The following is an 11,762-nucleotide window of genomic DNA, read 5'->3' as shown; positions in this document are numbered from 1 at the left end:
CGGGCCGGTGTGGGCCAGCCCCGATGATAAGCGAGGTGGCTGCCCTCAGCGGCTGCCGCCGCTGACTCCGGCGGACGATCCGCCCCGCGCTGCGGCCTGGGTCGCGAACAGCGTGCCCGGCGGCGGCTGGCTGGTGAAGTAGGTCTTGACCCCGTCCAGCACCGCGCGCGCCACCTTGCCCTGGAAAGCCGGGTCGATCAGGCGGCGCTCTTCCTCGGGATTGGACAGGAAAGCGGTCTCCACCAGCATCGCGGGCATGTCGGAGGTGCGCAGCACGGCGAAGTTGGCGCGCTCGATATGCGGCTTGTGGTTGTTCCCGATGCGCTTGAGGCCGGCCAGGATGTGGTTGCCCGCGTCCTCGGAGGCCTTCATCTGGCCGCTCTGGGTCAGGTCGAGCAGGACGTTGGTCAGCGTGCTGTCGGAGGTCGCCACCTTGCCGCCGCCGATCAGGTCGGCCGCGTTCTCCTTGTCGGCCAGCCAGCGCGCGCGCTGCGAGGACGCGCCCTTGAGCGAGAGCACGTACACCGACGAGCCTTTCGCGTTGCGGTTCTCGGCGGCGTCGGCGTGGATCGAGATGAACATGTCGGCGCCGGCCGCGCGCGCCAGCTGGGCGCGGCGGTTGAGCGGGATGAAGACATCGGTATCGCGCACCAGGTGGGCCTTGAGGCCAGGCGTGGCGTTCACCTGCCGCGCGAGCTCGCGGGCGATGGCCAGGGTGATGTCCTTCTCGCGCTTGCCGGTGGGGCCGACGGCGCCGGGATCCTGGCCGCCGTGGCCGGCATCGATGGCGATCACCAGCGGGCGGGCGTTGCCGCTGGCCGCCGCCTGTGCGGCATTGCCACGCGGTGGCGTCGCGGCGTGGGCGGCGGGTTCGCGCTGCACCGGCGTGGGCACGCCGGTGGCGACGGTGGTCGGCACCGCCGGCCGCGGCGACGGATCGCTCGATGGCTGCGGCCGCTGCGGCGATGCCGTGGACGGAGCCGCCGACGCGCTGGCGCCGGCGGCGGGAAGGCTTGCGATCAGGCGCGAGGTGGCGTCCGCGGATGCGCGCGCGGTGTCCTCGGATGTCGGCGCCGGAGTCGGAGTCGGCGTGGGGGCCGCGGTACCGGACTGGCTGGACGCGGCGATGCGCGCGATCGGATCGGCGGCGGCCGGCGATGCGGTGGCCACCGAGGCGGCGGCCGGGCCGGAGCCGTGGTCGCCCGGCCATTCCAGCACCAGGCGGACGCCATCGGTGCCCGTCTCGAAGCGCGGCTTCAGCGCGACCACCGGCATGGCCAGGTCGAACACGATGCGGGTGGTGCCCGGCGTGGGCTGGCCGGTGCGCACCGCCTTGACCACTCCGGTGCCTGCCGGCGGCGCCACGCGCTGCGCCAGACGGCTGCCCGGGAAGTCGACCACGAGGCGGTCGGGGCCGGAAAGCGGAATCAACTTGTATTCCGCCTCGGCATCGAGCTTCAGCTCGGCTCGGGTGCCGGTCGGGCCGGCGCTCAGGCGCAGGTCGTTGATTTCCGAGGCTTTTGCAAGATTCCAGGCCAGCGCGGCGAGGAGGGCCGCACCAAGCAGGACTTGCTGGAGATGGATTCCCCGGACGCGCATGGCCGCAAGTGAAGCACCATGCCGCGATCTTTGCAACCACTTTTCCCTTAGGAATCCAGCACCTGCCCGCCCTTCCTGCGGCTACGGTTCAGGAAGCCCCCGCAAACGACACTCGGAGTCGAACCCGGACAGCCAGGCGGCTCCGGCCGGCCCCCGGAACGCCAGCCGGCAGGCGCGGCCGGTCCCGTTGACCTCCAGCGCCACCTCCAGGTCCGCCGCCGGCAGCGCCGCCGCGCCGCGTTCGGGCCATTCCACCAGCCACAGGCGGGCGTCGGCATCGTCGAGGCCGAGGAATTCGAGCTCGCCGGCGTCGCCGATCCGGTACAGGTCGAGATGCAGCGCCTCGCCGCCTCCGGCCAGCGGGTAGCGCTCAACCAGCGTGTAAGTGGGGCTGCGCACCGGGCCGGTGACGCCCAGCGCGCGCAGCCAGGCGCGGGCCAGCGTCGACTTGCCAGCGCCCAGGTCGCCGTGCAGATGCACCACGGCAAGCTCGGGCCGGCTGGCGGCGAGCGCGGCCGCCAGGGCACCGGTCGCCTCCGGATCCGGGAGGAACAGGTTGCGCGCCAGGCTCATGGCGCGTCGTCCGGATGGCGCAGGGCCGCGATCAGGTCGCTGGGCAGCAGGCCGCGCGCACCGCCCGTCTCCGCGGCGCGGTCGCCGGCCACGGCGTGCTGCAGCGCGCCCGCCACCGCAGCTTCCGCGGCCGGCAGGCCCTGCGCGCGCAGGGCCGCGATGATGCCGGTCAGCGCATCGCCCATGCCACCGACGGCCATGCCGGGGTTGCCGGCATCGATGATCCAGGCCCGCCCATCCGGCGCGGCGACCACGCTGCCCGCGCCTTTCAGCACCACCACGCAGCCGAAGCGCAGGCACAGCGCATGCGCCGCGGCGAGGCGGTCGCGCTGCACCTCCGCCGTCGAACGGCCGAGCAGGCGCGCGGCCTCCCCCGGATGCGGGGTCAGCACCGAGTCCGTGCGCAGGCCGCGCGGACTCGCGGCCAGCAGGTTGAGCGCGTCGGCATCCACGACCAGCGCGTGGGCGCGGTTGATGACGGCACCCAGCAGGCCCGCGGCCCAGGCGTCGCGGCCCAGGCCGGGGCCGATCGCGCAGACATCGGCGGGCGCGGACATCCGCACCACGTCTTCGGGGTCCTCGATCGCGTGCGCCATCGCCTCGGGCGTGCGCGCCAGCAGCGGCGCCACGTGGGCCGCGCGCGTGGCCACGCTGACCAGTCCGGCCCCGGCGCGCAGTGCCGCTTCGGCCGCCAGCAGGGCGGCGCCCCCCATGCCGTGGTTGCCGCCCGCCACCAGCACGTGGCCCGCGGCCCCCTTGTGCGCCGTGCGTTTACGCCGCGGCAGCAGTGCAGCGAGCGCCGCGGCGCGCACCCGCCAGGCGGCCGGTGCAATGCCTTCGAAGCTGCCTTCCGGCAGCCCGAGCGGCGCCATCGCCAACGCGCCCACGTGATCGAGCGCGGCACCGGTGGCGAGGCCGGCGTGGTCGGCGATGAACTGCAGGGTGCGGGTGGCGCGCACCGCGATGCCCGGGACGCTGCCGTTCGACGCATCCACGCCTGACGGCACGTCCAGCGCCAGCACGTCGGCTCCGCAGCCGGCCAGCGCGGCGAGCATCGCGCTGGTCGCGTCGTCGGCACGTCCGTCGAAGCCGATGCCGAACATCGCATCGACCACCAGGTCGCACTCGGGCAACGCCGCGTCGGCCGCAGCGGCCACGCCACCGGCGTCGACGAAGGCCGCGCAGGCGCGCCGCGCCAACGCGCTGCGCGGCGGATGCCCGTCGGCGTGGAGCGCGCGGACCTCGCGCCCCGCCTGCAGCGCATGCAGGGCCAGGACGTAGCCGTCGCCGCCGTTGTTGCCCGGCCCGCAGGCGACGACGATGCGCCGGGCTTGCGGCCAGTGTTCCAGCAGCGCGCGCCAGCCGGCCGCGCCGGCGCGCCGCATCAGTTCGAAACCGTCGCCCCCCAGCAGCGCGACCGCCTGCGCTTCCGCGCGGCGCACGCCGGCGATGTCGTACAGCGGCGTCATGGCGTCGGCGCGGGGGGCGTGCATCGCGTGGATTCTATACTTGCCGCATGTTCCCGCCTTCCGCCGACGACGGCGCGGCGCCCGCCACCGCGGGCGCCGCACGCCGGCCCGACCCGGCCGCGCTCGCCGCGCGGATCCGGACGCTGGTGCGCGAGGCCGGCTTCCAGCGCTGCGGCATCACCGGCATCGACCTGGGCGACGACGAAGGCCACCTGCGCGGCTGGCTGGCGCGCGGCTTCCACGGCTCGATGGACTGGATGGCGCGCCACGGCGACAAGCGCTCGCGTCCGCAGGAGCTGGTGCCGGGCACGATCAGCGTGCTCTCGGTCGGCCTCGACTACGGCCGCCGCGACGACGTCGAGGCCTGGGAAACCCTGGCCGACGGCGAGCGCGCCTACGTCGCCCGCTACGCGCTGGGCCGCGACTACCACAAGCTCATGCGCGGGCGCCTGCAGAAGCTCGCCGACCGCATCGCCGCCGAGATCGGGCCGTTCGGCCACCGCGTGTTCGTCGATTCCGCACCGGTGCTCGAGCGCGCGCTGGCGCGCAACGCCGGCCTCGGCTGGATCGGCAAGCACACCTGCCTGATCGACCGCGACGGCGGCTCCTGGTTCTTCCTCGGCGAGCTCTACCTCGACCTCCCCCTGCCCCCGGACCCGCCGGCCACCGCGCACTGCGGCAGCTGCACGCGCTGCATCGACGTGTGCCCGACGCAGGCGATCCTCGGGCCGCACGTGCTGGATGCGAGGCGCTGCATCAGCTACCTCACCATCGAGCACGAGGGATCGATCGACGAGGAGCTGCGGCCGCTGATGGGCAACCGCATCTTCGGCTGCGACGACTGCCAGCTGGTCTGCCCCTGGAACAAGTTCGCGCGGCGCCACGACGAGCCCGACTTCCGCGCCCGCAACAACCTCGATACCGCCGGCCTGGCCGAGCTGTTCGCCTGGGAGGAGGACGAATTCCTGCGCCGCACGGAAGGCACCGCCCTGCGCCGCAGCGGCCATGCACGCTGGCTGCGCAACATCGCGGTGGCGCTGGGCAATGCCCCGAGCACGCCAGAGGTGCTGGCCGCGCTGGCAAGCCGTCGTGACCATCCCGACCCGGTGATCCGCGAGCACGTCGAATGGGCGCTGGCGCGCCACGCCGCCGCCCGTCCCCTGGCCGCCGCCCGTCCCCTGTAGGAGCAGCTACAGCTGCGACCCGGTCCGCACGGAACCCGCTTGGCGCCCGATTTGCTGGTCGCAGCTGTAGCTGCTCCTACACCGTTGGGCAGCCGTCAGCTGCGGGCGCGGATCTCGTTGATGAGGGCGCGGGTCACCGCGTCGCCGGCCTCGCCCTCGCCGCGCAGCGCGGGCAGCAGCTCGCCGGCGATGCGCTTGCCGAGCTCCACGCCCCACTGGTCGAACGCATTGATGCCCCACAGCACCGACTGCGCGTAGACGCTGTGTTCGTACATCGCCAGCAGCGCGCCGAGCGAACGCGGGGCCAGCTCGTCGAGCAGGAACAGGGTGGACGGCCGGTTGCCCGGGTACGCCTTCTGCGGGTCCTCGGCGGCATGGCCGTTGCCCAGGGCCTCGGCCTGCGCCAGCAGGTTGGCCAGCAGCGCCTCGTGGTTGTCGCGAAGGCCGTGCGCGGGGCGCACCACGCCGATGAAGTCGGCCGGCACCACGTCGGTGCCCTGGTGCAGGGCCTGGAAGAAGCTGTGCTGCACACCGGTGCCGGCGCCGCCCCAGACCACGGGCACGGTGGCCACGCCCGGCGAGCGCCCGTCGCTGCGCACCGACTTCCCCAGGCTCTCCATCACCAGCTGCTGCAGGTAGTCGGGCAGCCGCGCCAGGCGCTGGTCGTAGGGCAGCACCGCCTGCGTGGGCAGGCCCAGTGCGTTGCGGTTCCACACCGCCACCAGCGCGTGCAGGATCGGCAGGTTCGTCTCAAGCGGCGCCTCGACCGCATGCGCGTCCATCTCCGCGGCGCCGGCCAGCAGCGCCTCGAAGCCGTCCATGCCGATCGCCAGCGCGATCGCGAATCCGACCGACGACCAGAGCGAGTAGCGGCCGCCGACCCAGTCCCACATCGGCAGCACGCGCGCCGGGTCGACGCCGAAGGCCTCGGCCGCCGGCACGTTCGCGCTGACCGCGTACAGCCTCTCGCCGCCGCCCAGCCAGTCGCGCACCGCCGCGCCGTTGAGCAGCGTCTCCTGGGTGCCGAAGCTCTTCGACACCAGGATCGCCGCGGTGCGCGCCGGGTCGAGTCCGCGCAGCACGTGCTGCACCTCGCTGCCGTCGACGTTGCTGACGAAGTGCAGGTGGAAGCGCCCGTCGCTGAAATCCTTCAGCGCATCGACAGCCAGTCGCGGGCCCAGGTCGGAACCGCCGATGCCGATGTTGATGACGTCGGTGACGCCGGAGGCGCGCAGCCCGTCCACCAGGCCGGCCATGCGTCCGCGCGCGGCCAGCGCCTCGGCGTGCGCGGCGCGTGCCACCTCGCCGCGGCCGATGCCGGAGCGCAGCGCGGTGTGCAACGCCGGACGCGCTTCGGAAGCATTGACCTCGGCGCCATCGACCAGCGCGCGCAGCGCCAGCGACAGGCGCACGTGGCCCGCGAGTCCGCCCAGGGTGGCGAGCGTCGCGGCGTCGATGCGCTGGCGCGCGAAGTTCGCGTACACCGGGCCCACGCGCAGCGCCATCGCGCCCGCGCGCGCGGGGTCGGCCGCGAGGAGGTCGGGAATGCGTGCGCCGGCGAGGCGCTCCGCGTGGTCGAGGAACTCCCGGACGAGCGCTTCGCCGGCCACGCCTCAGGCAGCCTGTGCCGGGATGGCGTCGTTGGTGTGCGTCATCCGGTTCTGGCGATCGACGTACACCAGGCTGGGCTTGAACGCCGCGGCCTCGGCCTCGTCGCAGGCGCCGTAGGCGCAGATGATCACCAGGTCACCGGGCTCGGCCTGGTGCGCCGCGGCACCGTTGACCGAAATGATGCCGCTGCCCTCTTCGGCGCGGATCGCGTAGGTAGCGAAGCGCTTGCCGTTGTTGATGTTGTAGATCTCGATGCGCTCGTACTCGCGGATGCCCGACAGGTCGAGCAGCAGGCCGTCGATCGCGCACGAGCCTTCGTAATGCAGCTCGGCATGGGTGACGGTGGCGCGATGGATCTTGGCTTTGAGCAGGGTCAGGAGCATCGTGGGGAACCGCTGGGGGGCCGGGACTCCGGCGTCGACCGCGGATTCTACAAGATGGCCGCAGGCGCCCAGTGACGCGCGGCGCCCCCGGGCACCGTGCGCGCGGGAGCAGTTCAGCGGCGGCGACATGCCGCGGGCGGCCTCCTGTAGGAGCAGCTACAGCTGCGATCCGACCTGCCGACATCCGTGGGAAGTCCTGATCGCAGCTGTAGCTGCTCCTACAAGGGGGCCTTGTGCAGGCTGAACTCGAGATTGTCGATCAGGCGGGTGCGGCCCAGGCGCGCGGCGACCAGGGCCACGCGCCGGCCGTCGTCGCCGGGGGCCGCGGCTTCGGGCGGCTCGACCAGCAGCGGCGTGCGCAGCACGGCGTAGTCGACCTCGAAGCCCTCGGCCTGCAGCTGCGCGGCGGCGGCGGCTTCGGCCTGGCGCCAGCCCTGCCCGTCCTGCACCGCGTCGCGCATCGCAAGCAGCGCGCGGTGGATAGCCGGCGCCTTCGCCCGCTCCTCCGCCGACAGGTACTGGTTGCGCGAGCTGCGCGCCAGGCCGTCGTCCTCGCGCACGATGTCGGCGCCCAGCACCTCGATCGGGAACGCGAGGTCGTGGACCATGTGCCGGATCACCGCCAGCTGCTGGTAGTCCTTGCGACCGAACACGGCCACGTCGGGCCGCACCTGGTTGAACAGGCGCGCGACCACCGTGCACACGCCGTCGAAATGCCCCGGGCGGTGGGCGCCATCGAGCACGTCGGTGATGCCCGGCACCTGCACCCGCACCGCGCGCGCCGTGCCCAGCGGATACATCGCCTCCACCGTCGGCATCCAGGCCAGGTCGCAGCCGGCCGCCTGCAGGCCGGCGACGTCGGCGTCGGGCGTGCGCGGATAGCGTTCGTAGTCCTCGCCCGGCCCGAACTGGGTCGGGTTGACGAAGATGCTGGCGACCACGCGGTCGGCGTTCGCGCGCGCCAGCCGCACCAGGCTGTAGTGGCCGGCGTGCAGGTTGCCCATGGTCGGCACGAAGCCGACGCGCAGGCCCTCGCGCTTCCAGCCGTCGATACGCGCGCGCAGCGCGGCAAGTTCGCCGACCACCTCGACCGTGGCGCTCATGCGTAGGAATGCTCCGCGCCGGGGAAGCTGCCGTCGCGCACGGCCGCGACGAAGGCTCGCGCCGCGCCCGCGACCGAACCGCCCTCGGCCAGGAAGTCCTTCACGAACTTCGGACGCCGGTGGCCCGAATCCAGGCCCAGCATGTCGTGCATCACCAGCACCTGGCCGTCGCAGTCCGCGCCCGCGCCGATGCCGATGGTCGGCACCGCGCTGTCGCGGGTGATCGCCGCGGCCAGCGGCGCCGGCACGCCTTCCAGCACGATCAGCGCGGCGCCCGCATCGGCCACCGCGCGCGCCTCGGCGCGCAGGCGTTCGGCCGCCGCCTCTTCGCGCCCCTGCACCTTGAAGCCGCCGAAGCGCAGCACCGACTGCGGCGTCAGGCCGAGGTGCGCGCAGACCGGGATCTCGCGCTCGACCAGGAAACGGATCACCTCGAGCTTCGGCCCCGCGCCTTCGAGCTTCACCATCTGCGCGCCAGCCTGGAGGAAGCGGCTCGACGCATCCAGCGCGCGCTCCGGCGTCGCATCGGCCTGGAACGGAAGGTCCGCGACGAGCAGTGCATGCGTCAGTCCGCGGGCGACGCAGGCGGTGTGGTACTCGATGTCGTCCACGGTCACCGGCAGGGTCGACGCGCGGCCCTGGACGACCATGCCCAGCGAGTCGCCGACCAGGATCAGTTCGACGCCCGCGGCATCGAACACCCGCGCGAATCCGGCGTCATAGGCGGTCAGCATCGACAGCCGGCGCCCCGCGGCGCGCGCCTCGGCCAGGCCGGGCACGGTCATCGGCCGGCGTGCGCCCTGCCCTGCTTCAGTGGGCTTGCTCATGCGTATCGCATCCGTGTGGGAAAGGCCGCGCCATCTTACGCCGCCGCACGCAGCGGAACGCCCCTTCAGGCCGGAACGATGTCGCCCGCATCCACGCCGGCAAGCAGCACGTCGACGCGGCCGCGGCCCGGCACTTCCGCGTCGGCGGCAACCTCGGCCAGCGGCACCAGCACGAAGGCGCGCGCATGCAGCTGCGGATGCGGCACGACCAGGCCGGGCTCGTCGATCACCGCCTCGCCATACAGCAGCAGGTCGAGGTCGAGCGTGCGCGGTCCCCAGCGGCTGCCGTCCGCGGCGCGCTCGCGGCCGTGTGCGCGTTCGATGTCGAGCAGTGCATCAAGCAGCGCGCGCGCCGGCAGCGTGGTGTCCAGCACGGCCACGGCGTTGGTGAAGTCCGGCTGCGCCTCCACGCCCCAGGCCGGCGTACGGTAGAAGCGCGAGGCGCGCACCAGGCGCGTGCCGGGCAGCGCGTCGAGCGCATCCAGCGCGGCCCGCAGCGCCGCCGAGACATCGCCGATGTTGCCGCCGAGGCCGATGCAGGCCCGGACCGGTGCGCTCATACCGCAGAGGCACCCACCGTCCGCCGTCGCCGGCGCCGGCGACGCGGCGCGTCCGCGCCATTCTCGCCCTCTCCCTCGCCGGCCGGCGTGTGGGCGATGGCCATGTCGGGGTCGAGCCGGGCCTCGCGCCAGAAGGCGATGTCGTCGGCATGCTCGTCGGAACCTGCCTGGCGCACCTGCAGGAAGTCGAATGCGGCACGGAAGCGCGGGTGCGCGAGCATGCGCATCACGCGCTTGCGCTGGCGCAGGCCGAAGCGCGACTGCAACAGCCAGATCTCCTGCATCGGCACCGAGAACCGGCGCGGCAGCGCGACCGCCTGCAGCTCGTGCACGGTCACCCGGTCCGCGGCGCGGCGCTGGGCATCGGCCGGCGGGACGCCCTGCGCCTGCAGCGACATCAGCGTGCGGCAGTAGGCGGGCCACAGCAGCAGCGCGAACAGGAAGGCCGGCGACACCGGCTCGTCGTTGGCCACGCGGGCGTCGGTGCCGCGCAGGCCTTCCAGCACCACCGCGCGCAGCGCACCGCTGCGGTTGGCCTTCATCGCCGCGGCCGCCTCGGGCAGCAGCGCCGGCAGCAGGCCGTGGCGCTCCAGGCCCTCGAAGCTGGCCACGCCGTGGCCGGACAGGAACAGCTTCAGGCATTCCTCGAACAGCCGCGCGGGGGCGGCCTCGGACAGCAGCGGGGCCAGCGCGCGGATCGGCGCGGCCGTGGCCGGGTCGATGCTGAAGTCGAGCTTGGCGGCCAGGCGCACCGCGCGCAGCATCCGCACCGGGTCCTCGCGGTAGCGCGTCTCCGGGTCGCCGATGAGCTTGAGCACGCGGTTCTGCACGTCCTCGAAGCCGCCGACGTAGTCGCGGACCGAGAAATCCTCGACGGTGTAGTACAGGGCGTTGGCGGTGAAGTCGCGGCGCACCGCGTCGTCCTCCACCGTGCCGTAGACGTTGTCGCGCAGCAGGCGGCCGCCCTCGTGGGTCTCGCGGTCGCCGCTGCCGTCGTCGCTGTTGGCGCGGAAGGTCGCGACCTCGATGATCTCGCGGCCGAAGACCACGTGCGCCAGGCGGAACCGGCGGCCGATCAGCCGGCAGTTGCGGAACAGCGCCTTCACCTCCTCGGGCGTGGCGCCGGTGGCGATGTCGAAATCCTTGGGATGGCCACCGACCAGCAGGTCGCGGACGGCGCCGCCGACCAGGTAGGCCTCGTGGCCGCCCTCGCGCAGGCGGTACAGCACCCGCAGTGCGTTGGGACTGATGTCCTTTCGGGAAATGGTGTGCTGGTCGCGGGGGATCGTCCGCAGGGCCGGTGTATCGGAGGGAATGTCGTTGGGCATCTGAAAAAAAGTACCTGCTCGGGTTGCCCAGCGGCAGCCTGTCGTTGCTATACTAGCAAGCTCGCAGCGCCTCCATGGTGCTTCGGGCCGGTCGTCCAGCCGGTGCCGCCCTCCGGGAGCGGCAATGCTCCAAATGCTCCCTTCGTCTAGAGGCCTAGGACGTGGCCCTCTCAAGGCTAAAACACGGGTTCGAATCCCGTAGGGAGCGCCATATCCCCAGGGCCCGCGCCGGCAACGTCGCGGGCCCTGTCCGTTCCCGACCAAACATGTTCCGGCCAAGCGCATTCCAGGCTGGAACGTTCCGGCCCTGCATCCTGCGCGCCGTTCATCCGCGGCGGCCGGGCGCTACAATGCGCATCCGTCTTGTCCAGCGCAGCGAGTCCAGCGAGCCATGCCCTTCGTCGTCACCGAGAACTGCATCAAGTGCAAGTACACCGACTGCGTCGAGGTGTGCCCGGTGGACTGCTTCCATGAAGGGCCGAACTTCCTGGTGATCGACCCCGACGAGTGCATCGACTGCACCCTGTGCGAGCCGGAGTGCCCGATCAACGCCATCTACGCCGAGGACGACGTCCCCGCCGGCCAGGAGGGCTTCGTGGCCCTGAACGCCGAGCTGTCGAAGGAGTGGCCGGTGATCACCACCCGCAAGGAGCCGCTGCCCGGCGCCGAGGACTGGGACGGCAAACCCGGCAAGCTTCCGCTGCTGGAGCGCTGAGCCGAGGGGCCGTCGCCGGCCCCGGATACAAAAAAGGTTCTTCTCCCAAGTGAGGGATCGCGCGCTGCGCTGATCCCTGACGCGGCCGGCGGGAGGGTGGTCGTGCTGCGGTGCGATGCCTGCTGCCGCTCATGTCCCCCGGCTGCGGCCTGTGGTCACAGCCTCCTCCTTGATTTCCCGTCAGCAGGCATCGCACCGTAGTCCGGAACAGTGCCGCCGGTCGAGGGATGGTGGAAGCGTCGCACCCGGAGCCGCTGGAGAAGGGCGGAGCGTTGACGCACCTCGCGGCTCGCGCAGGGACCAATGGCCCACGCCGCGCTTTTTCCAACGGCGCACCGGGGCCTTGCACGCTTCGGCGCGTGGCCTGCTGACGGGAAGTCAAGGAGGAGATGCCGGCCCCTGTGGGGCCG

Annotated in this window: 11 protein-coding genes and 1 tRNA gene; 3 read left to right on the top strand and 9 right to left on the bottom strand. The window is 72.8% G+C overall.

The genetic code is table 11. The features are described from left to right. Positions 1-45: 45 nt before the first annotated feature. The 3 genes from IE168_RS01490 to IE168_RS01480 form a co-directional block, all read right to left on the bottom strand. Positions 46-1,599, bottom strand: a complete 1,554-nt coding sequence (locus IE168_RS01490; RefSeq protein WP_189494393.1) for an N-acetylmuramoyl-L-alanine amidase — start codon at positions 1,597-1,599, stop codon at positions 46-48. Positions 1,600-1,680: 81 nt separating this feature from the next. Then, the gene (gene tsaE, locus IE168_RS01485; RefSeq protein ID WP_189494389.1) at positions 1,681-2,172 is read right to left on the bottom strand and encodes a tRNA (adenosine(37)-N6)-threonylcarbamoyltransferase complex ATPase subunit type 1 TsaE; all 492 of its coding nucleotides are present in this window, start codon (positions 2,170-2,172) and stop codon (positions 1,681-1,683) included. Continuing rightward, complete coding sequence (locus IE168_RS01480) at positions 2,169-3,665, bottom strand: NAD(P)H-hydrate dehydratase (protein WP_229822981.1); 1,497 nt, start codon at positions 3,663-3,665, stop codon at positions 2,169-2,171. Before IE168_RS01480 ends, tsaE begins: the two co-directional genes overlap by 4 nt. Positions 3,666-3,688: 23 nt before the next feature. Here IE168_RS01480 and queG point away from each other — a divergent pair, with 23 nt between their 5' ends. Continuing rightward, complete coding sequence (gene queG, locus IE168_RS01475; RefSeq protein WP_189494387.1) at positions 3,689-4,825, top strand: tRNA epoxyqueuosine(34) reductase QueG; 1,137 nt, start codon at positions 3,689-3,691, stop codon at positions 4,823-4,825. Positions 4,826-4,920: 95 nt separating this feature from the next. Here queG and pgi read toward each other — a convergent pair whose 3' ends face one another. The 6 genes from pgi to pcnB all read right to left on the bottom strand — a co-directional run bounded on the left by pgi (position 4,921) and on the right by pcnB (position 10,637). Beyond that, positions 4,921-6,435, bottom strand: a complete 1,515-nt coding sequence (pgi, locus tag IE168_RS01470) for a glucose-6-phosphate isomerase (protein WP_189494385.1) — start codon at positions 6,433-6,435, stop codon at positions 4,921-4,923. Between the two features lie 3 nt (positions 6,436-6,438). Beyond that, positions 6,439-6,819: an aspartate 1-decarboxylase gene (gene panD / locus IE168_RS01465; RefSeq protein ID WP_189494382.1), complete on the bottom strand. Its 381-nt coding sequence runs from the start codon at positions 6,817-6,819 to the stop codon at positions 6,439-6,441. 218 nt (positions 6,820-7,037) lie between these two features. Further along, positions 7,038-7,922, bottom strand: coding sequence for a pantoate--beta-alanine ligase (gene panC / locus IE168_RS01460; RefSeq protein ID WP_189494380.1), 885 nt, complete (start codon positions 7,920-7,922; stop codon positions 7,038-7,040). Continuing rightward, positions 7,919-8,749, bottom strand: coding sequence for a 3-methyl-2-oxobutanoate hydroxymethyltransferase (panB, locus tag IE168_RS01455; RefSeq protein WP_189494378.1), 831 nt, complete (start codon positions 8,747-8,749; stop codon positions 7,919-7,921). Before panB ends, panC begins: the two co-directional genes overlap by 4 nt. 65 nt (positions 8,750-8,814) lie before the next feature. Next, positions 8,815-9,309 carry a 2-amino-4-hydroxy-6-hydroxymethyldihydropteridine diphosphokinase gene (gene folK / locus IE168_RS01450; protein ID WP_189494376.1) on the bottom strand — a complete coding sequence of 165 codons (495 nt, stop codon included), beginning with the start codon at positions 9,307-9,309 and terminating at the stop codon, positions 8,815-8,817. Further along, complete coding sequence (gene pcnB / locus IE168_RS01445; protein WP_189494374.1) at positions 9,306-10,637, bottom strand: polynucleotide adenylyltransferase PcnB; 1,332 nt, start codon at positions 10,635-10,637, stop codon at positions 9,306-9,308. The genes folK and pcnB overlap by 4 nt, the downstream gene beginning before the upstream one ends. 135 nt (positions 10,638-10,772) lie before the next feature. On the opposite strand from pcnB, the gene IE168_RS01440 reads away from it, so the two are divergent. Both IE168_RS01440 and fdxA read left to right on the top strand, forming a co-directional pair. Beyond that, positions 10,773-10,848 (top strand) — tRNA-Glu (locus tag IE168_RS01440). Positions 10,849-11,028: 180 nt separating this feature from the next. Beyond that, positions 11,029-11,352 carry a ferredoxin FdxA gene (gene fdxA, locus IE168_RS01435; protein ID WP_189494371.1) on the top strand — a complete coding sequence of 108 codons (324 nt, stop codon included), beginning with the start codon at positions 11,029-11,031 and terminating at the stop codon, positions 11,350-11,352. Positions 11,353-11,762: the final 410 nt, after the last annotated feature.

The organism is Luteimonas padinae (assembly GCF_014652935.1).
Classification (GTDB): Bacteria; Pseudomonadota; Gammaproteobacteria; order Xanthomonadales; family Xanthomonadaceae; genus Luteimonas; species Luteimonas padinae.
The sequence above is the reverse complement of the archived record's forward strand: the minus strand, read 5'-3'. Positions and strand labels throughout refer to the sequence as shown.

What these genes read in the sequence shown, in the direction of transcription:
- IE168_RS01490 (WP_189494393.1), bottom strand. Translation starts at nt 1,599, where the DNA reads ATGCGCGTCCGGGGAATCCATCTCCAGCAAGTCCTGCTTGGTGCGGCC.
- tsaE (WP_189494389.1), bottom strand. Translation starts at nt 2,172, where the DNA reads ATGAGCCTGGCGCGCAACCTGTTCCTCCCGGATCCGGAGGCGACCGGT.
- IE168_RS01480 (WP_229822981.1), bottom strand. Translation starts at nt 3,665, where the DNA reads ATGCACGCCCCCCGCGCCGACGCCATGACGCCGCTGTACGACATCGCC.
- queG (WP_189494387.1), top strand. Translation starts at nt 3,689, where the DNA reads ATGTTCCCGCCTTCCGCCGACGACGGCGCGGCGCCCGCCACCGCGGGC.
- panD (WP_189494382.1), bottom strand. Translation starts at nt 6,819, where the DNA reads ATGCTCCTGACCCTGCTCAAAGCCAAGATCCATCGCGCCACCGTCACC.
- panC (WP_189494380.1), bottom strand. Translation starts at nt 7,922, where the DNA reads ATGAGCGCCACGGTCGAGGTGGTCGGCGAACTTGCCGCGCTGCGCGCG.
- panB (WP_189494378.1), bottom strand. Translation starts at nt 8,749, where the DNA reads ATGAGCAAGCCCACTGAAGCAGGGCAGGGCGCACGCCGGCCGATGACC.
- folK (WP_189494376.1), bottom strand. Translation starts at nt 9,309, where the DNA reads ATGAGCGCACCGGTCCGGGCCTGCATCGGCCTCGGCGGCAACATCGGC.
- pcnB (WP_189494374.1), bottom strand. Translation starts at nt 10,637, where the DNA reads ATGCCCAACGACATTCCCTCCGATACACCGGCCCTGCGGACGATCCCC.
- fdxA (WP_189494371.1), top strand. Translation starts at nt 11,029, where the DNA reads ATGCCCTTCGTCGTCACCGAGAACTGCATCAAGTGCAAGTACACCGAC.